This window comes from Streptomyces griseus (assembly GCF_900460065.1).
GTDB classification, from domain to species: domain Bacteria; phylum Actinomycetota; class Actinomycetes; order Streptomycetales; family Streptomycetaceae; genus Streptomyces; species Streptomyces griseus.
The window spans coordinates 76,587-96,696 of sequence record NZ_UAVD01000009.1; the positions used below are offsets into that span (position 1 = coordinate 76,587).

Genomic DNA, 20,110 nt, shown 5'->3' on the forward strand with positions numbered 1-20,110 from the left:
GCCTCGGCTCAGCCGTCGGCGCGCAGATAGCGGTGCGCGAGGTCGGTGATGTCGGCGATGAGGTCGTCGGCCAACCGGTCGATGTCCTCGGCCTCGTGGTGCAGCAGCGCGTGCGTGGCGCCGTACCAGGCGCTGTAGATCAGATTCGCCGCCATGGCGGGGTTCGGAACGTCCGCGGGCGGGTTCGGACGCTCGGCGATGAGCCGCCGGAACGCTTCGACATGCGCGTTCTCCGGGCTGACCTGGATCTCCGTGGTGGCGTTGATCGGAGTGTGGCCGTAGAGCACATCGTGCAGTTCGGCATGGTCCACATAAGCGCGCACCGCGTCGCTGAGCCAGGCGTCCAGGCGTCCGGTCCAGTCGTCGGCGGGCAGGCTCCGCACCGCCGCGTCCTGCCGCTCGACCAGTCGGTCGATGAAGCGGGCCCGCACCGCGAGCATGAGGTCGCGCTTGGAGCCGAAGTGCAGGTAGAACGTGCCGATCGCGACACCGGCGCGCTCGGTGATCTCATTGATCCGAGCGGCGTCGACACCCCGCTCGACGAACACCCACTCGGCCGCGTCCATGAGGTCGGCGCGCCGCTCGTCGGCGGGCTTGGTTCGCGGGCGGCCAGGGCTGGGTCGGCGCACACTCATTCCACGGATACTACGTGTTCAGCGGGGGTGGCGTGCCGACGGGACGGCTCTCCTCCGCCGTCGGCCGCGCGGCGGTCGCCGGGACCGGAGGCGACTCGGCGGGTTCCGGGCGGCGCGCGGATCGGGCGGGCCCGGGCTCGGCCGGGAAGGGACGCACCGGGCCCTGAGGGACGGCGCTCTCCCCGACGGCGCACAATGAGCTGTCCCGGAGGCTCCGGCGGTGGAGAAGGGGAGCCCTGCCGGGGCAAGGGCGGTGGATCTGGCTGCCGCGGCCGACGGCCGGGACGACGACCGCGTCGTGCGGTCGCCGCCGTAGGGGCCCCGCCGCGGCGCGATCCGCCGGACAGAACCTCAGGAGGGGAAGCGTGATGGAGACAAGTGAGACCCGATCCGCCGGTGAGGCGCGAAAGGCGCGGCCGAGCCGGCTCCAGCGGCTGATGCGCTACGTCCCGCTGATCGCCCCCGTCCTGCTGTGGGCCGTGCCGTGCTGGGTCCTCCTGCACACCGGCCAGCGGTGGCCGCTCCCCGTCACGCTGACGGGCACCGCGCTGTTCGCCCTCGGCCTGGCCGCCATGCCGCTCGCGATGGTGCGTGGCCACGGCCGGCGCCAGCGGGACGGGGCCGCGATCGTCGGTGACACGCTGCTGGGCGTCAGCTGGGTCCTGTTCACCTGGTCCGTGCTGCTGGGCGTCCTGCTGCGGCTCGCCCTGACCGTGGCCGGGGTGGGTGACGGGCAGGGCCGGGCGCGCATCGTCACCTGGGCCGTCCTCGGCGTCGGTGCCGCGCTGCTCACGTGGGGGTACGCCGAGGCCCGGCGCGTGCCGCGGGTGCGCCGCCTGGATGTGCGGCTCCCGCGCCTGGGTGCCGGGTTGGACGGGACCCGGGTCGTCCTGATCACCGACACCCACTACGGTCCGCTCGACCGCGCCCGCTGGTCGGCGCGGGTCTGCGAGACGGTGAACACCCTGGAGGCGGACCTGGTCTGCCACACCGGCGACATCGCGGACGGCACGGCCGAACGCCGTCGCGCCCAGGCCGCTCCGCTGGGCACCGTGCGGGCGGTGCGGGCCCGCGTCTACGTCACCGGCAACCACGAGTACTACAGCGAGGCCCAGGGCTGGGTCGACCTGATGGACGAGCTGGGCTGGGAGCCGCTGCGCAACCGCCATCTGCTGCTGGAGCGCGGCGGTGACACGCTCGTGGTCGCCGGTGTGGACGACGTCACCGCCGAGTCCTCCGGTCTTGCGGGCCACGGTGCCCACCTCGCCGGAGCCCTGGACGGCGCCGACCCCGGCCTTCCCGTGCTTCTCCTGGCCCACCAGCCCAAGTTCATCGACCGGGCGGCGGCCCACGGCATCGATCTCCAGCTCTCCGGTCACACCCACGGCGGCCAGATCTGGCCTTTCCACCATCTGGTCCGCATCGACCAGCCGACCGTCGCCGGCCTCAGCCGCCACGGCGCTCGCACCCTCCTCTACACCAGCCGCGGCACCGGCTTCTGGGGGCCGCCCTTCCGCGTCTTCGCCCCCAGCGAGATCACCCTGCTGGTGCTCCGCTCCGGGCAGCCGTCCGCCGCCTCCTGAGGGCCCTCAGGAGCAGGCCGGGCACAGGCCCCGGTAGGTGATCTCCACCGAGCCGACGGTGAACCCGAACCGCTCGGCCTCGGGCAGGTCTCCGAGCGCGTCCCCGACCGGGTGGACGTCCCGGACCGCGCCGCAGCCGGAGCACACCAGGTGCTGGTGGGGGCGGCGCGCGTTCGGGTCGTAGCGCTTGGCCCGGCCCACGGTGGACACCTCCACCACCTCGCCGAGCGTGACGAGCTCCCCCAGCGTGTTGTAGACGGTCGCGCGGGAGATCTCGGGCAGCCTCTCGGCGGCCCGCAGGTGCACCTCGTCGGCCGTCAGGTGCACATGGTCACCGTCGAGGACCTCCGCGACGACACGCCGCTGCGAGGTCAACCGCCAGCCACGGCCCCGTAGCCGTTGAAGGAGGTCGCTCATCTCGTCACCTGCTCCGCTTCGCGGGGGTCGCGCGGCTCCGGACGGATCCACCGATCCGACGACGTCGCGCCCTGGCCATTATCGTTTTAGCGCACTTCTTGACTTGGACGAAGTCCATCGTAGGATCGATCCCGGCGACATCCAAGAGACAGGAAGAATCCGGTACGGCAGCAGAGAAACGCGGTGGGACACCGTCGGTCGACCGCGCGGCGCCGACCGAGCGCCGCCCTCGTCGCACCGCCCGGGACCGGCCGGTCCCGTCCGTGAGACGTTCGGGCGGGCGCGGCGGGACCCGGCACACCTCGTGCCCCTTCTGCACGGACCGAATCCTCCTCCCCCGTTCAGCGCCCCACGACCCGCCGGGTCCGGAAGGATTGCCCCATGACCGAGAACCACGAGTCTCACGTCTTCGACCCCGTCACCCCGGATTCGCCCGAGACGGCCGTCCCCGAGGTGCCCGGCGCGCAGGCGGCCGGCTGCCCCGTGGCCCACGGCCGCGCCCCGCACCCCACGCAGGGCGGCGGCAACCGCCAGTGGTGGCCGGACCGCCTCAATCTGAAGATCCTCGCCAAGAACCCCGCCGTGGCGAACCCGCTCGGCGGGGACTTCGACTACGCGGCCGCGTTCCGGGGACTCGACCTGCCCGCGGTGAAACGGGACATCGCCGAGGTGCTCACCACCTCGCAGGACTGGTGGCCGGCCGACTTCGGCAACTACGGGCCGCTGATGATCCGGATGGCCTGGCACAGCGCCGGCACGTACCGCATCAGCGACGGCCGCGGTGGCGCGGGCGCCGGTCAGCAGCGGTTCGCCCCGCTGAACAGCTGGCCGGACAACGGCAACCTGGACAAGGCCCGCCGACTGCTGTGGCCGGTCAAGAAGAAGTACGGCCAGGCGCTGTCCTGGGCGGACCTGCTGATCCTCACCGGCAACGTCGCCCTGGAGACCATGGGCTTCAAGACCTTCGGCTTCGCCGGCGGCCGCGAGGACGTCTGGGAGTCGGAGGAGGACGTCTACTGGGGCCCGGAGACCACCTGGCTCGACGACGAGCGCTACACCGGCGACCGTGAGCTGGAGAACCCGCTCGGCGCGGTCCAGATGGGTCTGATCTACGTCAACCCCGAGGGCCCCAACGGCAACCCGGACCCGGTCGCCGCCGCCCGCGACATCCGCGAGACCTTCCGCCGGATGGCGATGAACGACGAGGAGACCGTCGCCCTCATCGCCGGTGGCCACACCTTCGGCAAGACGCACGGCGCGGGCCCGGCCGAGAGCGTCGGCGCGGACCCGGAGGGCGCTCCGCTGGAGGAGCAGGGCCTCGGCTGGCGCAGCTCGTACAGGTCGGGCAAGGGCGGCGACGCCATCACCAGCGGTCTGGAGGTGACCTGGACCAGCACGCCGACGCGGTGGGGCAACGAGTTCTTCCACAACCTCTTCGCCTACGAGTACGAGCTGACCAAGTCCCCGGCCGGCGCGCACCAGTGGATCGCCAAGGACGCGGAGGCGACCATTCCGGACGCGCACGACGCGTCGAAGAAGCAGAAGCCGCAGATGCTCACCACCGACCTGTCGCTGCGCTTCGACCCGGCGTACGAGCAGATCTCGCGCCGCTTCCACGAGAACCCGGAAGAGTTCGCGGACGCCTTCGCCCGCGCCTGGTACAAGCTGACGCACCGCGACATGGGCCCGGTCCAGCGCTACCTGGGCCCCGAGGTCCCCTCCGAGGTGCTGCTGTGGCAGGACCCGCTGCCCGCGCGCACCGGTGAGCCGCTGGACGCCGCGGAGATCGCCGCGCTCAAGGAGCAGGTGCTCGCCACGGACCTGACGGTGGCGCAGCTGGTCTCGGCCGCCTGGGCCTCGGCCGCGTCCTTCCGCGGCAGCGACAAGCGCGGTGGCGCCAACGGCGCCCGGGTCCGTCTGGAGCCGCAGCGCGGCTGGGAGGCGAACGACCCGGACGAGCTGGCCCAGGTCCTGCGCGCGCTGGAAGGCGTCAAGGAGTCCTTCGACGCCAAGGGCGGCAAGCAGGTCTCGCTGGCCGACCTGATCGTCCTCGCGGGCGGCGCGGCCGTCGAGCAGGCGGCCAAGGACGCCGGTGTCGAGGTGGAGGTCCCGTTCACCCCGGGCCGGGTCGACGCCGCGCAGGACCAGACGGACGTCGAGTCCTTCGCCGCCCTGGAGCCGGCGTACGACGGCTTCCGCAACTACGTCGGCAAGGCGGCCCGGCTGCCCGCCGAGTACCTGCTCCTGGACCGGGCCAACCTGCTGACGCTGAGCGCCCCGGAGACCACCGTCCTGGTCGGCGGTCTGCGGGTGCTGGGCGCCAACACCGGTGGCTCGAAGCACGGCGTCCTCACCGACCGCCCGGGCACGCTGACCAACGACTTCTTCGTGAACCTGCTCGACCTGGGCATCACCTGGAAGTCGACGTCGTCGGCGCAGGACGAGTTCGAGGCCCGGGACGCGTCCGGCAAGGTCAAGTGGACCGGTACCCGCGCCGACCTGGTCTTCGGCTCCAACTCGGAGCTCCGCGCCCTCGCCGAGGTGTACGCGGGCGACGACGCGCGGCAGAAGTTCGTGACGGACTTCGTCGCCGCCTGGAGCAAGGTCATGGACCTGGACCGCTTCGACCTGGTCTGACCGAGCGGTCGGGGCCCGCCGCCCGCTCGGCGCGCCCCGGACCCGCCGAAGGCCGCTCGGGCCCGGCCCCCCGCGGTGTCGCAGTGCGACACCGCGGGGGGCCGGGCCGCGAGGTGGCCTGGACGTACCGCACCCGGATCGCCCGGCGTGATCCGGGTGGACATGGACATCGTGGAGAGCGGCACGGGCGCCCGGGGCCCCACGCCGTGGCGGACGCGTCGCTGCGGGGCGACGACCGGTGCGCCTACCGGGTGCGGGGGCCTGCGGGTGGCGCCGGGAGCGTCCGCGCGGGTCCGGCCCGGTCAGGCGTGGCGGTTCACGCCGACGGGGCGCGTCCCCCGGCCCCGGTGGGCCCGCCCGCGACCGTGAGCAGGTCCACGACGAAGACCAGTGTCGAGCCCGCCGGGATCAGCGCGGAGGGCGACTGCTTGCCGTACCCGAGGCGCGGGGGAACGATGATCTCGCGGCGCCCGCCGGCCTTCATCCCCCTGATCCCCCGGTCCCAGCCCTTGATGGCCCTGCCACCGCCCACGGCGAACTTGAACGGACGGTTCTCTTCCCAGGAGGAGTCGAACTCCTTCCCGGAGGCGAACGTGACCCCTACGTAGTGGACCTGGACGACCCGGCCGGGCTTCGCCTCGGGGCCGTCGCCCACCACGAGGTCCCGGATCGTCAGCTCGGTGGGCGGCGCGCCCTTGGGAACCTCGACTCCGGGCTTCGTCGGTTCGCTCATCACGGTCCCATCGCTCGCCACCGGCGCCTCCCCCGCACGGGGCGGCCGGACCCATGGACCTTCCACGCGGCAGACGATCACCGTACCGGCAGACCTCCGGCACGCGACGCGCCCGTCTGCCCTGTCGTACGGGTGCGGCGGGATCCGCCGAACGCGGCTTCGGTCACGGGGCGCGGGAACGCGCTCCCGGAACTCCTCCGGAACTCTTCGGAAAGCCGGCGCGGACCGGGCCCGCCCTGCCGGGACCCCCGGTCGTCAGCGCCTGAATGCGCTCCGTGCGGACCAGGAGCTCGTCGTTCAGGACCTCTCCTCGCCCGTGGCGGCTTCCCGTCGCGGCCGACGGCACAGCTGTGCTGTCCCGGAGTTCGTCCGGGACAGGAGCGCACCTCGTCAGCTGGCGACGGCGGGCTCCCACCGCGTGGTCGCGGCGGAGTGCAGCGCGGTGGTCCTGCGGGGGCACAGCTGGACCGCGTCCTGGGTGGCCGCGTGGAGTATCTCGGCCTGCAGTCGCTGCACGTCCGTGGACGGTTCGAGGCCGAGCTCACGCTTGAGGATGCCGTAGAGGTTCTGGTAGGCCTCCAGAGCCTCCCCCCTGCGTCCGGCACGGTGCAGCGCCGAGATGAGCCGGCCGTGGAACCACTCGTGCAGCGGGTAGTCGTGGACCAGGGCCCGCAGCTCGGGGAGGAACTCGCGGTAGCGGCCGAGACGGTTCTCGGTCTCCACGCGCAACTCCAGGAAGCGGATGTGGAGTTCTTCCAGATGGGCGATACGCCCGGTGAGCCGCGCGCCCACGGGTATGTTGCTCAGCATGGGTCCGCGCCACAGCTTCTGCGCTCGGTCGAGATAGTCTCCGGCCCGCTCCGGGGACCCTTCGTTCAGCTCCCATTGGGCGCCTCGCACCAGCCGCTCGAAGATGTGCACATCGACCTCGTCGGCGGCGATGTCGAGACGGTAGCCGGGCGCCTGGGTCACGAGTAACTCGCGGGCTGGGGAATCGGATTGGGCTTCCTCCAGCATTTGCCGTGCGTGGTAGACGTGCGTCTGCAGGGTTCTGATCGCGTTGCCGGGAGCGTTGTCGCCCCACAGTTCCCTGACCAGGGTGTCGGTGGCGACGGCTTCGCCGGGCTGGAGCGCGAGCACCGCGAGTATCTGGCAGATCTTGGGAGCCTTGGGGGCGTACGCCCGGCCGCTGTCGGTGACGATCCCGAAGGGTCCGATGAGGTTGAACCGCACTACCCACGCTCCCGTTCCGGCGCCCACGCGCCCGCGATACTGGCTGTGTCGGTCCAGACACTAAGGAGCGGACGCCCTTCGACCATCACGTCCGGAGGCGAGAGTGTCATGTTACCGGACAGTAGGTTGGTAGTTGTGGTCCACCTCACCCAGCGGCCTTCGGGGAAGACCGGTTCACCTCGCCCCGCACCTGCACGGCGACGAGATGGGCGACGGACGAGAGCGTGATGTGACGGTGCCAGCCCGGGAACGACCGCCCCACGAAGTCCGTCATCCCGACGCCTTCCGAGATGGCGTCGAAATCGCGGGCCACCACCGAGGAGAGCCGGGCCAGCCGCAACAGGGTCGGCAGCGGCGGCGGGTCGGCGGTGGTGAGCCACAGCCGCATGTCCGCCGCGACATCGCGCCACTCCCCCACCAGCAGCATCCCCTCCGCCCAGGCGCCCGGCGCGACCACCGGGATCGCGACCGCCGTCGTGAGGTCGCCGCCCGGGTTCACCCGGTGGCGGAAGCGGGTCATCGAGGCGACCAGCTCTCCCGCGGTCCGCGCGCGGTCACTGAACTTCGGTAACTTCGCCCGGTCTAAGCACAGTTGGGCCTGGGGATCGAGGCGGACCAGATACGCGAGACCCATGGCGGACAGATGGCGCGCCAGGGCCACGGCATCGATGCCGTCGACGTCCACCACGACGGGTGCGGCGGGCATGCCGCCGGGCAGCACGACCTGGGCGACCGAGTTGCGTATGCCCGCCTCCAGGGTTCCGGCCGTCTCGTCGTCGGGGATGCCGGCCCGCCGTCGCAGCGGATCGTCCTCCAGCCAGCGACCGGTCAGTTGCAGCCGCCAGTCGACGGGCACCGCACTGCGGTCGGAGGCCAGCCAGGCGCCCACGGCGTGCTGGCCGTTGAAGGTGTGGCCGAGGCGCGGCAGGTACTGCTGGTCGACGCCGATCGAGTGCGATCCGACCTTGGGGATCGCGGTGGGCTTGATGACCCAGGCCTCGGGCGCCAGCGTCCGCTGGACCTGCCGGGCGAGGGCGTGCCGTATGGGCATCCACTCCCACGGCGACGTACTGATGAAGTGGTGCACGCTCTGCTGAGCCGCCGCGCCGTCGAACTGCGTCGCGATGTTGCGCAGCGTCTTGCGCCCCCGCAGCGCCAGGAGGCTGTGTACGTACTGCTCGGCCTTGCTGCGCTGACTGGCGCGCCGCAGGGCGCCGAACAGCCGGGCGCAGAGCTCGGGGTCCAGGGCGGGCTGCTCCGGCACCGCCCCTCGCGTACCGTCGGACAGTCGTGCATTCAGGTCCACAATTCCCCCGTGCTACGCCGGTCCGGCAGCGGAACGGCCCGCCCTGCTGCGGGCCTGAGAGCTCGCCTCCTTCCCCCAAAAGAGGCCTGACATCCGCTTTCTTTATACAGCCTTACTCGGGCATCCTTACAGGCCCCGACTCCCGGGGGACCCGAGGATCCCTGGCCCGAACTGCGGAAACGCTCCTTTATGACGGCAAGTCACGTGAGGCGGCCGAGAGGCCCGATCCTACGCGGACGTTAACAGTCGGTGTGGAAACAGGACGCGTCAAATGCCGCAGGCGGGCGGAGCAAGAGGGGAGGGCGGCAATAGAGAACCGGAATTCCAGAAGGGGGCGGGACGCGAGACCGTATACGGCGGTGCGGTCACGAGGGCTGCGGGACTCCGGCGGCGACGAGGAGACGTTCGGCCCGGTACGGCGACGTGTCGAGTTTCGCCAGGACGCCGGCGCAGGCCACATTGGGCAGGACCAGGGCGAGAAGACCCGAGACCTCCTTGGAGAGGTCCCCGTCGGGCAGCACCTCCGTGAGCAGGTGCACACCGGTCCACGCACCGACGAACAGCCGTGCCGTCTCGCACGGATCGACATGGGGCAACAACTCCCCCCGGTCCTTGGCCTCGGTGAGGATCTCATTGCCCATCTCGGTCCAGTCGGGCCACCGCGTGCCGAACATTTCGCGGGCCTTGATGTCGACGGACAACCGGATCCCGGCGCTCAACACCGGCTCCCGGGGCAGCCGATGGGCGAGCAACAGCGCCAGGTCAGCCCATTCCTGCAGCTTGAACGCCTGAGGCACGAAACCGTCCAGGGAGATCGCCTCTTCGAGCACGCCACGCGCCAGCTCCTCTTTCGAGGTGAAGTGGAAGTAGAGACCACCGCGGGTGAGCTGGATCCGATCAATGAGGCCGCTGATGGTGGTGGCGTCGTAACCGAGCTCGTTGAACATCTCGGCGGCGGCCTCAAGGATCATTCTTCGCGTGCGGAGTGCACGCTCTTGCCTGGTCAACTCGCGCCTCCATGACGTGACTTTTACCGAGGTTTGAACTTAATTTTACCTGAGCCAATACAGACCGGAGGGCCGGTACCTTAACAGCACCTCACCTTCCAATGCATCAACAACCAGCCAGGGAAGCCGTGTTGAATACGGCCACCGCATCGGGGCGCGGCCGGCGTGATCCGCGGCGCGCCTCTCGTCCGCACGGCACCTTCCGGGCCCGCTGCCGGTGTACGGCGGCCTCGCCCCGGCGGCGACGCCTCCTCGTGATCCAGCCAAAGGACGCCGGGGGGTTCGCGGGGGAAACCCTGCTCGGCGTCCGGCTTCTTCCGGGCCGGCCGCACGGCGGATGCCGTGCGGCGGGCGACAGGCGGGGGGCTCGGGGGCTGTCGCACCGGCCGGCACCGTGCCGGGCGGGCCTATTACCTGCCGAAGTTTTCGGTTCGTAGCGTGTTCTCTGCTGTCCGTACCGTACGACCAGTAGAATTGCAGGGCGCACGCGACTGCTCAAGAGCGCGCTCCTCACACGCGCCGCCCGTGGCACCCGTCCCCCGGGCACCGGACGCGGCTGCGCGGACGGGCAGGATCAGGTCAGGCCGCGCATCCGGGGGAACTTCCCAACTGGTTACCCGCGGTTGGTCTGTGGGATGTTCTCGTGTGTATGGGTCGCCTCGTCACTGCCATCGGAGCACTACATGGCCAAGCAGCACCGTGCCCTGCTCACCCGCCAGGAACTGATCCGCTCAGCCGCGGAGGTCTTCGACAGCGCCGGATACGCGGAAGCATCCATAGCGACGATCAGTTCACGGGCCGGTGTGAGCAACGGTGCGCTGCATTTCCACTTCAAGAACAAAAGGGCTCTCGGGGAAGCGGTCGAACAGATCGCGGCACAGATCCTGTTGCGCCTGACCGGGCGGGTCCCGCTGCGCCACCCCTCACCGCTGCAACTTCTCGTCGACACCTCGCACGTGCTCGCCCGCGGTCTGCGCGACGACCCGGTCCTGCGTGCGGGGTTCGGCCTCGGCGGCGATCCGACCTGGCAGAGTGACGTCAAGCTGTGGGAGCAGTGGCAGGACTGGGTCCAGCTGATGCTCACCGTGGCCAGGGACCAGGGCAGCCTGGCGCCCCAAGTGGCCGTCGAGGAGACCGCGTTCGCCATCGTGGCCGTCGTCGCCGGTATCGACGCGCTCAACCGCACGGGCGCGGAGTGGGACGCGCGGCACGCCGTCACACGCTACTGGCGGCTGGTGCTGCCCCAGCTGTCGACAGAGGCGGCACGGGAGCAGCTCAACCCCGAGGGCACCGCGGCGGAGGAGGTCTGGTCCCAGAAGTGGGACATGGCGGAGGCCTGCGGAGACGCGGCCTGAGCGGACGACCGCGGCACGAGCACGACGCCCCTGGCCCGGGAAGGGCCAGGGGCGTCGTGTGTCGTACGCCGGCCGGGTGTCGGACCGGGGCGCGGGTCGGGTGCCGGTGGGGTGTCGGCGCGGGCGTGGTCGGGCGCACGGGGCAGGTAGGCCGCCTTCGGGCGCGGCAGGGGCACTCGCCCCCACCCACGGGACGGCCGGCCGCCTGAGGGGCCGTCACGCGCCCCGCGTCGCGGGGCGTTCTCCATCGGCCCGCGCACCCCGCTCACCGACCGGACGATCGGTACGTTCTGGTGGCCTCAAGAGGGCCGCGAGGGCGCCACGAGCACGACGGCAGGGCCTTCGGGCAGGGGGCGCGAACACGGAACGGATCTCCCGGTGCGTCCCGCGCGGCGGAAAGCACCAGGAGATCGCGATGTTCCGGAGTGCGGAGGGGTCAGACCGCGTGGACCGTGGCCTTGGCGTCGGCACCGTCGGTGGGCGTGTCCACCGACCGCTTGCGGATGACGAAGGCCGCCACGGCGATCGCGATGACGAGCGCTCCCGCGAGGACCAGGCTGCCGTACATCAGACCGGCGTTCACGGACTCGCGCTCGTTGGTGCCTCCGTCCATGCGGGAGGCCGTGATGGAGCCCGCGGCCGAGGCGACGATCGCGACCCACAGGGCGCCGCCGACCTGTCCGGTCGAGTTGGTCAGGCCGGAGATGACGCCGACCTCGTCCTCGCTGGCGGTGGACATCGCCAGGCTCATGATGGGCGGCAGGCAGAGACCGATGCCCAGGCCGAGCAGGAGCATCGAGGGCAGTACGTCCATCGCGTACGTCGCCTCCAGCGGCGTACGGGCGAGGAACAGCGCTCCGGCGACGAAGATCGCGAGGCCGATGATGAGCCCGATCCGCTCGCCCAGCTTCGCGGTCAGGTAGGGGCTGAGCGCGATCGATCCGAGGGCGGTGATCACCGTCAGCGGGAGGAACGCCAGGGCCATCTCCATCGGCGAGTAGCCGAGGACCTGCTGCAGGTAGAGGGTGGCCACGAAGAACGATCCGTAGAGCCCGCCGGAGACGAGGAACTGGACGATGTTGGCGCCCGCGACGTCGCGGTCGCTCAGGATGTTGAGGTTGAACAGGGGTGCCTTGGCCTTCTTCTGACGGATCACGAAGGCGATCATCAGGATGACCGAGCCGGCCAGGTAGGCGAGCGTCATGCCGGTCCAGCCGTTGTGCTCGGCGTTGACGATGCCGTAGACCAGCAGCGAGACGGACGAGACGAGCAGGGCCGCGCCCGACACGTCGAGGCCGGCGGAGAGTCCGAGCCCCTTGCCGCTGGGAAGCAGCTTCCAGCCGAGGATGACGCTGACGACACCGATCGGCAGGTTGATGAAGAACAGCCAGTGCCAGGTGGTCAGCTGCATCAGCACACCACCGGCGATCAGGCCGAGTGCGCCGCCGCCGGCGAAGGTGAAGCTGTAGAAGCCGATCGCCCTGGTCTGCTCACCGGGATCCTGGAACATCATCACGATGATGGCGAGGGTCACCGCGGTGACCAGCGCGGCCCCGGCGCCCTGTCCGAACCGGGCCGCGACCAGGGTGGGCGCGTTCTGCGAGAAGCCCGCCACCACGGACGAGACGGTGAAGAGCGAAACACCGAGGAGCAGGACGTTCTTGTGGCCGATCAGGTCGCCGAGCCGTCCGGCGAAGATGAGCAGGCCACCGTAGGCGATCAGGTAGGCGTTGATGACCCAGGAGACGCCACCCTGAGAGAACCCGAGCTCCTCCCGCATCACGGGTAAGGCCACGTTGACGATCGTTTCGTCGAGGATCGTCATCAGCGTGCCGATGCAGAGGACTGTCAGTGCAATCCATCGCGAGCGGGCGTTTTCCATGGTCTCGATCCCTCGGGGTCAGGAGCGTGTTTGTCGGTGAGCAAACATTAGCAGATGGTTGCGCAATAGACGATCTATTCCGCAAGCACGCTCCTGGCCTGGGGGTTCTCAACGTGCCGAGCGCCTCCTGGGGGGTCGTTCAGCCGTCACGACCGGTTCCGGGGATCGGCCGTCGACCAGCTTGGAGAGCGAGCGCAGGAACGGCTCGCGGTCCGCTTCCGGCAGCCTGCCGAGCACCGCTTCGTAGAGTTCGCCCAGCACGGGCTCGGCCGTCGCGATCAGCTTGCGGCCCTCATCGGTCACGTCGACCACACGGGCCCTGCGGTCCCTCGCCGACGGCTTGCGCGTCGCGAGGCCGCTCCGCTCCAGGGCGTCGAGCGTGTGGACCATCGTGGACTTGTCGAGGCAGGCGAGCTCCGCTAGCTCGCCTTGGGTCTTGCCGTTGCCGTCCGCGCACATCAACACGCTCACCACGCGCAGCGATGTGCCCATCTCCTCCAGCCGACTGGCTGCTTCGAGTTCGATGTCCCGGCCGAGCAGCTGCAACTGCACCACCAGGTCACTAGTCGTTTGTGCGCTCATTGCGCCAGCGTACCTAACTAGTGGATTACGAAACTATCCACGAGGCTCATTTTCGGGCACCGCCCATGATCCCGAGGGGGGCCACGAAGTCCCTGGGGCAACTCGGGCCACACACGACACAGCAGGCACAGCGCCCGAGGGCTGTGCCTGCCGATACGTCACCCCCGCGGAGGAGGCGGGGGGCGGGGCGTCAGAGGGCGATGGTCGCGAGCGGAGCCCGGCCCAGCAGCGCGGTGCCGTAGTCCTCCAGCGCGATGAACGGGTTCAGCGTCCAGTGCCTGCTGCCGGTCTCGAAGTCGCGGAAGTAGCGCTGGAGCGGGTTCGCGCTGGCGAAGCCGCCCGCGCCGCCCAGGTCCATGACCTTGCTCAGGCCCTGGCGGGCCTCGCGGACCGCGCTCGCGACGTACATGCGGATCCGGGTGCGCTCCTCGTCGGAGAGTTCCACGTGCTGCTCCAGCGCGGGCTCCAGCTGGTCGACGGCGAGCCACAGGTGCCGCCACGCCACGTCGATGTGGTGGGTCGCCTCGGCCAGCCACGCGCGGGCGCCCGGCGAGTCGGCGACGGCGCCGTGCGTCGTGTGGAACACGGGCCGGCCCTTGTCGAACGACTCCTTGATCAGGTCGAGCGCCCCCTGGGCGGCACCCACCAGCGGCGCCAGCACGTTGGCGGACGCGGTGAGGGTGTGCGTCGAGGTGCCCATGCCCTCGGGGGCGCCGGTCTCCGGGTCGATCGCGTGGTAGGCCACGTGCTTGTCCGCCACGAACAGGTCCTTCGACACCACGGTGTTGCTGCCGGTGCCGCGCATGCCCGCGACGTCCCACACCTCCTTGATCTCCGCGTCACCGGTGCGCACCAGGACCGAGGCGAGCGCCATCTGGGGCTCGCCGTCCACGGTGACGGAGTTCAGCAGGACCAGGGTGTACGCGGAGTGCAGACAGCCCGACGCGAACGCGGTGTCGGCGGTCAGCCGGTAGCCGCCCTCGGCCTTGGCCGCGACGCCGCCGACGCCGGCGTTGGCGATGCTGACATCCGGGTCGGCTGCGTAGATCTCGGCGACCACGTCCTCCGGGAACATGCCCTGGAGCAGGCCCCGCCCCGCCGAGTTGACCATCAGGAGCCACCCCGTGGAGGGGCAGCCGCGGGCCAGTTCGGCGGCCACTCCGACCTCCGCGCGCAGGCCGAGACCCAGCCCGCCCATGCTCCGCGGGGTCGGGATGCGGAACAGCCCGGCCTCGCGCAGCGCCGTGATGTTCTCCGGCACGGCCGCGTTGGCCCGCTCGGTCTTCTCCGCGTTCGCACGCAGCAGCGGAACGAGACCACGTGCCCGCTCGATGACGTCGTCCACAGAGAGCGACCCCTCATCCTTCACAGCTGACGACACTGTTCTGCTCCTCACTCGTCGCGCAATTCGGCCTGCCCCGCCAGTGAACGGCATGTGTCCGGCAGGCGCACTGCGCTCCCGGCACAAGACGGGGGCGGGAATTTGGGACTCGTACCAATACGGTGCCTGAGCTGTCTCTATACGCTCGACGCACATCATTTCTCGGAGGGAAGTGGGCATGAGCGTCCCAGGGAACGCGAACCAATTTCGCAGGATGCTCCGGAATACGGCCCTCGGCGCCGCTTCGAGGTGCCCGGCCGGCGAGCCGCCGAACCGCCGCCGCCCCCGGTTCGGGCCGTTCGCACCGGCCCCGCCCCCGGCCGCACCGACGCCACCTTGGCGGGCACTCACCCCATACGAAGGAGCAAGGCCGTGCGCGCTTTAGTCCGCTGGCATCCGGCACTCATGATCACAGCCGGATTGATGGTCGTGGTCAGCCTGTTCCACGCCGTCGGGATCGTGGTCGACGACCGGATGTACGGGCAGTCGCCGGCCTGGATCAAACCGCTCAAGTTCAGCCTGTCGTTCATCGTCTACACGGCGTGGCTCGGGGCCCTGGTCCATCTGCTGGAGAAGACGTCCGGCTCGCTGGAACGCAAGGCCAGGAAGTTCGGCAACTGGATCGTCATCGCGGTCTGGGCCGAGATGTTCTTCCTCGACCTCCAGACCCTCCGCGGCACGACCGTCCACTTCAACTTCCGTACGGTCCTCGACGCGGTGATCTTCGAGTCGGTGGGCGCCATCGCGACGACCCTCGTCGTGATCAACCTGCTTCTCGTGGCGGTGGTGCTCAAGAAGCGCGCCGCCGCTCCGCCTGTCATGCTCGCGCTGAAAATCGGTACCTGGCTGCTGGTGGCCAGCTCCCTCGTGGGCATCTACATGGCCTTCCCCACGGAGCCGGGCGGCTGGTCCAACGACGTCGTGGGCGCCCACTCCGTCGGCGCGGACATCGACCACGACGTCACTCCGGTCATCTTCTGGGCGGCGGAGGGCGGGGACCTGCGGGTCTCGCACTTCATCGGTCTCCACGCCTTCCAGCTCCTGCCGCTGATCGCCATGTTCCTCAGCCGCTGGGTCGACCGCCGCATGGTCTGGGTGCTCGGCACCGGCTACACCGCCGTCTTCCTCCTCTCGCTGGTGCAGGCACTGGCCGGCGAGGCGCCGTTCGAGCCCAGCGCACCCACGCTCCTCGCGGGCGGCGCCATCCTGGCCGGCACCCTCGCCGGAATCGTCTGGGCCCGCCTCAACCCGTCCGACGCTCCCCCGGTGCCACCCGCACCCGAGCGTGCGACCGAACCCGAGTCCGTCAACCTCTAACGGAGATCTCCAACATGTCCTTCAACGACTTCATCATTCCGGCGCTCCAGGCGGTCACCATCCCGATGTGGGTGCTCATGATCGTCGCCCCGCAGTGGCACGTGACCAAGAAGATCACCGTGCCGATCGCCGTGGTCCCCACCCTGGCCGGCGCCGTGGGCTACCTCATCACCGAACTGCCCGCGCTCGTGAAGGTCCTCTTCGGGTCGACGACCGCGCCGTTCGCCAACTACGAGGGCCTGGTCGAGTTCTTCGCGATCCAGAACATCCAGATCGGCGCCTGGCTCGCCATCGTCGCGCTCGACCTGTTCACCGCGATGTGGATGTTCCAGCGCCTGCACGACCTCAAGGCCAAGACCCCGCTGATCAGCGTGCTGGCGCTCGTGGTCTTCCTGTTCCCCCAGTTCTGCCTGCTCCTCTTCCTCGTCGTCGTCCGGCCGATCCTGCGACGCCGTCAGCAGCGCGAGGAGGAGGCCGCTTCGGCCGACACCGAGCAGAAGGTTCCCGCCACCGTCTTCTGACCCGCCCGCACCGCACGCAACGCTCCGCACTCCAAACGGAGAAGGGACCGGATCGCTCCGGTCCCTTCTCCGTTTCTTCGTGCGGGGCGGTTCAGGCGGTGAGCTCCGTGCCGTAGTGGTTGTCGATGCCGTAGCGCCACTCACCGTTCGCGTCCCTGATCGCGACGTCCGTGGCGACGCCCTCCTTCTTCGAGGTCACGCCGTCCGCGGTCGTCGACAGCGTGTAGTTCACGATCATGAGCGCGACATCGCCCGCCCGGTAGGCGTGCTGCACGTCGACCGTCAGGACGGGGGCCAGATCGGCGAAGTACTGCTTGATGCCGGCCTTCATCTCCTCGTTCTTCTGGAGCGCGTGGCCCGGTTCGAGAACCAGCGCTGCGTCGTCGGCGTAGAAGTCGTAGAGGTTCTCCGTGTCGTGCGCGTTGAAAAGGGCGGCGTACTTGCCGGCAATCTTGTTCCAGAATGCGAGGTCCTCGGACACGTATTTCTCCTTCATGTGAAGAGAACTGAAGAGAACTAGGGCGCGACCATACAAGCGCACTCCGCCTCACCCATTTCTCATCCCCGTCTAATCGGGGTGGATTAGATCCGGATTAGCTGTGAGTGAAACGGCACGCTCAAGACTGTCTGGACCTACCACGGCGAGAGATGAGGCACGATGGCACCCGAGGCGCAGGAACTCGTGGACGGCACCCTCCACCAGAACATCTCCGGGATCGGACTCGACCCCACGTACGTCCGCGCGGAGGGCAACAGCCTCTGGGCGGCCGCCCACGACGGGTCCGAGACGGAGATCGCCGACTTCGTCTGCGGTTACGGTTCGCTGCTGCTCGGCCACAACAACCCCGAGATCGTCGCCTACGCGACCGAGGTGCTGAACGCGCGGACGCCGATCCACTCCCAGTTCTCCCGCCGCCCCGAGGCGAACAAGGTGACCGAGGTCCTCAACCGGATCGCCCGGCGCGAGTTCGGCACCCCCGACACCTACTTCGGCGTGTTCGCCAACACCGGCGCCGAGGCCGTCGAGGCCGCCGTCAAACACGCCGAGCTGGACCGGGGCATGCGCGTGCTGGCGCTCGTCGCGCAGGTCACCGAGCACACGGAGCAGGCGCGCGCCGCGGTCGCCTCCGGCGCGGCGACCGTCGACGCGGCCACGCTCACCCGGCTCGGCATCACGAGCCGGGGCGACGGGGCCGGCGACCTGGAGGCGCTGCTCGCGGAGGTCGAGGCGCACAACGGGCGCGCGCTGTCCAAGGCTCCGGTCTTCTTCACGCTGGAGGGCGGCTTCCACGGCAAGCTCGCCGCGAGCATCCAGCTCACGCACAACCCCTCGTTCCGCACGCCGTTCACCTCGCTCGCCACGAACGCCCGCTTCCTGCCGGTGAACTCCGCCGCCGCGGTGCGCCCCGCCTTCGAGGCCGCGCGGGCGACCGTGCTCGACCCGGTCGTCACCGACGGCACCGTCGAGATCGCCGAGGTCGCGGCCCCGGTGTTCGGCGCCTTCTTCGTCGAGCCCATCCAGGGCGAGGGCGGCATCGTGCCGCTCGCCCCGGAGTTCGCGAAGGAGATCGCCGCGGTCAGCGCGGAGTTCGACTGCCCCGTGGCGGTCGACGAGATCCAGTCCGGCAGCGGCCGTACCGGCGCGTTCTTCGCCGCCTCGCAGCTCGGGCTGCAGGGCGACTACATCACGCTGGCCAAGAGCATCGCGGGCGGTGTGGCGAAGCTGTCGGTGCTGCTGGTACGGGAGTCCCGCTACCGCCCCGAGTTCGAGCTGCTGCACAGTTCGACGTTCGCCAAGGACGGGTTCTCCACGCTCATCGCGCAGAAGACCCTGGAGATCATGGAGCGGGACGGTGGCGAGGTCTACCGCAGGGCCACCGAGCGCGGCGCCCGCCTCCTCGATGTGCTCGAATCGGTGCGGGCCGACTTCCCGGACGTGGTCAAGGACGTCCGGGGCCGCGGTCTGCTGCTCGGCCTGGAGCTGCACGACCAGTCCGGCTCGGCCTCCCCCAACGTCGCCGGCGCCCAGGCGGGCGGTGTCTTCGGCTACTTGGTGAGCGGGTTCCTGCTGCACCGGCACGCCGTGCGCGTCCTGCCGACCTCCAGCGCGCCGAACACCCTGCGGTTGCAGCCCTCGGTCGACCTCACCGACGCCCAGATCGAGCGCCTCGACGCCGGGCTGCGTGAGGCGTGCGCGGCGCTGCGCACGGCCGACGAGGCGACGCTGCTGGGCTTCCTCGGCGCGAGGACGTTCTGATGGCGCAGCTCCAGCTGCTGCCCCCGCACGACGAGGCGCACACGGCCGGCGCGACCTCCGAGGCCCTGCGCCAGGAGGTCACCGCCCACTGCGGCGACGACGCCACCGCGTGGGCCGTGCAGACCTCGGCGGGCCTCTGCCCGGACGGGCAGGACGCCCTGCCGGAGCTGGTGGCCCTGTCCGTCGCGTACCGGCTGCACCGGGGCACGGGGCTGCCGGCCTCCGTGATCGCGGAGGCCGAGTCGCTGGTGCGCACCCAGGTCGAGCGCGGGTGCGATCTCGCGCACGGGCTCGGCCTGATCCGGTCGGCGCACGGGCGCATCGCGTCCGCGGTGCTGGCGGCGTGCGCGCGGATCGAGGACCCGGACGAGCGCACCGCCGCGATGACCGGGACGGCGTCCCTGGTGTTCGACGCGGTGGACGAGCTGTCCCGGGTGGTGTCGGACCGGTTCGCCGCCGAGCGGGAGCGGTGGCTCGCCGGTCCCGCCGCCGAACAGCGCGCCGTCGTGCTCTCCCTGGTCCGCGGCGAGTCCGTGGACGTGGAACGGGCGGCCCGCAAGCTCTGCTACGACCTGCGGCAGAACCACGTGGCGCTGGTCATGTGGGCCGAGCGGGGCTCCGGCGCCCAGGAGTTGCAGAAGACGGCGACCCGGCTGCTGAACCGGCTGGGCTGCCGGTCGACGCTGCTCGTGCCGATGGGCGGCGACGGGCTGTGGGCGTGGGGGCTGCGGCCCAACGGCGACGCGGAGGAGCTCGCGCCGCTGCTCGCCGCCGACCCGGCCGTGCAGGTGGCGGTGGGTCTGCCGGGCGCGGGTCTCGCCGGATTCCGCACCTCGCACGAGCAGGCGATGGCCGCGGCCCAGCTCGGTCTGCGGTCGGCGACGAACGCCCGCGTACACACCTATCGGGAGCTGGAGCTGGGCGCGCTGCTCGCGCGGGACGAGCAGGCAGCCGCCGACTTCGTCTGCCGTGAGCTCGGTGGGCTGGGCGACGACTCGCCGTCGGCGGGAGCCCTGCGCGCCACCCTCAAGTGCTACCTCGACCACGACCGCAGCGTCGCGACCGTGGCCCAGCGGCTGCACATCGCCAAGAACACCGTGCTGTACCGCATCAAGCGGGCCGAGCAGGTGCGCGGCCGCCCGCTCGGCGACAACCGGCTGCAGCTGCACACCGCCCTGTACCTGGCGGAGACGTTCGGCGTCTCCCGGCCGGCGGTACAGCCGGACGCGGCGCCGGCCGTGCGCACGGCCTGAGGCGGGACCGC

At 70.5% G+C, this 20,110-nt stretch carries 17 protein-coding genes; 7 read left to right on the top strand and 10 right to left on the bottom strand.

Features of this window, described 5'->3' with window-relative positions:
* Positions 1 to 8 precede the first annotated feature (8 nt).
* Positions 9 to 635, bottom strand: coding sequence for a TetR/AcrR family transcriptional regulator (locus tag DTB53_RS05305; protein WP_003970707.1), 627 nt, complete (start codon positions 633 to 635; stop codon positions 9 to 11).
* Between the two features lie 368 nt (positions 636 to 1,003).
* Between DTB53_RS05305 and DTB53_RS05310 the strand changes: the two genes are divergently transcribed.
* Positions 1,004 to 2,218, top strand: a complete 1,215-nt coding sequence (locus tag DTB53_RS05310; RefSeq protein ID WP_012381904.1) for a metallophosphoesterase — start codon at positions 1,004 to 1,006, stop codon at positions 2,216 to 2,218.
* A 6-nt stretch (positions 2,219 to 2,224) separates the two neighbouring features.
* Here DTB53_RS05310 and DTB53_RS05315 read toward each other — a convergent pair whose 3' ends face one another.
* A complete protein-coding gene (locus DTB53_RS05315) occupies positions 2,225 to 2,635 on the bottom strand; it encodes a Fur family transcriptional regulator (protein WP_003970705.1) in 411 nt (136 codons plus the stop codon).
* Positions 2,636 to 3,016: 381 nt separating this feature from the next.
* Between DTB53_RS05315 and katG the strand changes: the two genes are divergently transcribed.
* A complete protein-coding gene (gene katG, locus DTB53_RS05320; RefSeq protein WP_012381903.1) occupies positions 3,017 to 5,272 on the top strand; it encodes a catalase/peroxidase HPI in 2,256 nt (751 codons plus the stop codon).
* Positions 5,273 to 5,588: 316 nt separating this feature from the next.
* Here the strand turns inward: katG and DTB53_RS05325 are convergent, their stop codons facing one another.
* The 4 genes from DTB53_RS05325 to DTB53_RS05340 form a co-directional block, all read right to left on the bottom strand.
* Positions 5,589 to 6,005 carry an FKBP-type peptidyl-prolyl cis-trans isomerase gene (locus DTB53_RS05325; RefSeq protein WP_042497660.1) on the bottom strand — a complete coding sequence of 139 codons (417 nt, stop codon included), beginning with the start codon at positions 6,003 to 6,005 and terminating at the stop codon, positions 5,589 to 5,591.
* Between the two features lie 390 nt (positions 6,006 to 6,395).
* Complete coding sequence (locus tag DTB53_RS05330; protein ID WP_012381901.1) at positions 6,396 to 7,238, bottom strand: AfsR/SARP family transcriptional regulator; 843 nt, start codon at positions 7,236 to 7,238, stop codon at positions 6,396 to 6,398.
* A 145-nt stretch (positions 7,239 to 7,383) separates the two neighbouring features.
* Positions 7,384 to 8,502: an IS701 family transposase gene (locus DTB53_RS05335; protein ID WP_012381900.1), complete on the bottom strand. Its 1,119-nt coding sequence runs from the start codon at positions 8,500 to 8,502 to the stop codon at positions 7,384 to 7,386.
* A 407-nt stretch (positions 8,503 to 8,909) separates the two neighbouring features.
* Positions 8,910 to 9,551 (bottom strand): ScbR family autoregulator-binding transcription factor, encoded by a 642-nt coding sequence (locus DTB53_RS05340; protein WP_003970700.1) that lies wholly within the window; start codon positions 9,549 to 9,551, stop codon positions 8,910 to 8,912.
* Between the two features lie 683 nt (positions 9,552 to 10,234).
* Between DTB53_RS05340 and DTB53_RS05345 the strand changes: the two genes are divergently transcribed.
* Positions 10,235 to 10,906, top strand: a complete 672-nt coding sequence (locus tag DTB53_RS05345) for a ScbR family autoregulator-binding transcription factor (protein ID WP_003970699.1) — start codon at positions 10,235 to 10,237, stop codon at positions 10,904 to 10,906.
* Between the two features lie 436 nt (positions 10,907 to 11,342).
* On the opposite strand, the gene DTB53_RS05350 is transcribed toward DTB53_RS05345, so the two are convergent.
* The 3 genes from DTB53_RS05350 to DTB53_RS05360 all read right to left on the bottom strand — a co-directional run bounded on the left by DTB53_RS05350 (position 11,343) and on the right by DTB53_RS05360 (position 14,715).
* A complete protein-coding gene (locus tag DTB53_RS05350) occupies positions 11,343 to 12,788 on the bottom strand; it encodes an MFS transporter (RefSeq protein WP_012381899.1) in 1,446 nt (481 codons plus the stop codon).
* Between the two features lie 108 nt (positions 12,789 to 12,896).
* The gene (locus tag DTB53_RS05355) at positions 12,897 to 13,370 is read right to left on the bottom strand and encodes a MarR family winged helix-turn-helix transcriptional regulator (protein WP_003970697.1); all 474 of its coding nucleotides are present in this window, start codon (positions 13,368 to 13,370) and stop codon (positions 12,897 to 12,899) included.
* Between the two features lie 190 nt (positions 13,371 to 13,560).
* Positions 13,561 to 14,715: an acyl-CoA dehydrogenase family protein gene (locus DTB53_RS05360; protein ID WP_234345433.1), complete on the bottom strand. Its 1,155-nt coding sequence runs from the start codon at positions 14,713 to 14,715 to the stop codon at positions 13,561 to 13,563.
* A gap of 408 nt (positions 14,716 to 15,123) precedes the next feature.
* On the opposite strand from DTB53_RS05360, the gene DTB53_RS05365 reads away from it, so the two are divergent.
* Together DTB53_RS05365 and DTB53_RS05370 are read left to right on the top strand one after the other, a co-directional pair.
* On the top strand, positions 15,124 to 16,068 hold the full coding sequence (locus DTB53_RS05365) for a hypothetical protein (RefSeq protein ID WP_012381897.1): 945 nt from the start codon (positions 15,124 to 15,126) through the stop codon (positions 16,066 to 16,068).
* A 14-nt stretch (positions 16,069 to 16,082) separates the two neighbouring features.
* Positions 16,083 to 16,589, top strand: coding sequence for an abscisic acid-deficient protein Aba4 family protein (locus tag DTB53_RS05370; RefSeq protein ID WP_003970694.1), 507 nt, complete (start codon positions 16,083 to 16,085; stop codon positions 16,587 to 16,589).
* Between the two features lie 91 nt (positions 16,590 to 16,680).
* Here the strand turns inward: DTB53_RS05370 and DTB53_RS05375 are convergent, their stop codons facing one another.
* Entirely contained in the window at positions 16,681 to 17,070 is a 390-nt protein-coding gene (locus tag DTB53_RS05375; RefSeq protein ID WP_003970693.1) for a YybH family protein, read from the bottom strand.
* Positions 17,071 to 17,247: 177 nt separating this feature from the next.
* Between DTB53_RS05375 and DTB53_RS05380 the strand changes: the two genes are divergently transcribed.
* Both DTB53_RS05380 and DTB53_RS05385 read left to right on the top strand, forming a co-directional pair.
* Positions 17,248 to 18,846, top strand: a complete 1,599-nt coding sequence (locus tag DTB53_RS05380) for an aminotransferase class III-fold pyridoxal phosphate-dependent enzyme (RefSeq protein ID WP_012381895.1) — start codon at positions 17,248 to 17,250, stop codon at positions 18,844 to 18,846.
* Positions 18,846 to 20,099, top strand: a complete 1,254-nt coding sequence (locus DTB53_RS05385) for a PucR family transcriptional regulator (protein WP_003970691.1) — start codon at positions 18,846 to 18,848, stop codon at positions 20,097 to 20,099. The genes DTB53_RS05380 and DTB53_RS05385 overlap by 1 nt, the downstream gene beginning before the upstream one ends.
* Positions 20,100 to 20,110: the final 11 nt, after the last annotated feature.

Bases quoted from the DNA above. Each gene is read 5' to 3' on its own strand.
- DTB53_RS05370 (WP_003970694.1), top strand. From the start codon at position 16,083: ATGTCCTTCAACGACTTCATCATTCCGGCGCTCCAGGCGGTCACCATC.
- DTB53_RS05315 (WP_003970705.1), bottom strand. From the start codon at position 2,635: ATGAGCGACCTCCTTCAACGGCTACGGGGCCGTGGCTGGCGGTTGACC.
- DTB53_RS05305 (WP_003970707.1), bottom strand. From the start codon at position 635: ATGAGTGTGCGCCGACCCAGCCCTGGCCGCCCGCGAACCAAGCCCGCC.
- DTB53_RS05380 (WP_012381895.1), top strand. From the start codon at position 17,248: ATGGCACCCGAGGCGCAGGAACTCGTGGACGGCACCCTCCACCAGAAC.
- DTB53_RS05385 (WP_003970691.1), top strand. From the start codon at position 18,846: ATGGCGCAGCTCCAGCTGCTGCCCCCGCACGACGAGGCGCACACGGCC.
- DTB53_RS05310 (WP_012381904.1), top strand. From the start codon at position 1,004: ATGGAGACAAGTGAGACCCGATCCGCCGGTGAGGCGCGAAAGGCGCGG.
- katG (WP_012381903.1), top strand. From the start codon at position 3,017: ATGACCGAGAACCACGAGTCTCACGTCTTCGACCCCGTCACCCCGGAT.
- DTB53_RS05350 (WP_012381899.1), bottom strand. From the start codon at position 12,788: ATGGAAAACGCCCGCTCGCGATGGATTGCACTGACAGTCCTCTGCATC.
- DTB53_RS05325 (WP_042497660.1), bottom strand. From the start codon at position 6,005: ATGAGCGAACCGACGAAGCCCGGAGTCGAGGTTCCCAAGGGCGCGCCG.
- DTB53_RS05345 (WP_003970699.1), top strand. From the start codon at position 10,235: ATGGCCAAGCAGCACCGTGCCCTGCTCACCCGCCAGGAACTGATCCGC.
- DTB53_RS05355 (WP_003970697.1), bottom strand. From the start codon at position 13,370: ATGAGCGCACAAACGACTAGTGACCTGGTGGTGCAGTTGCAGCTGCTC.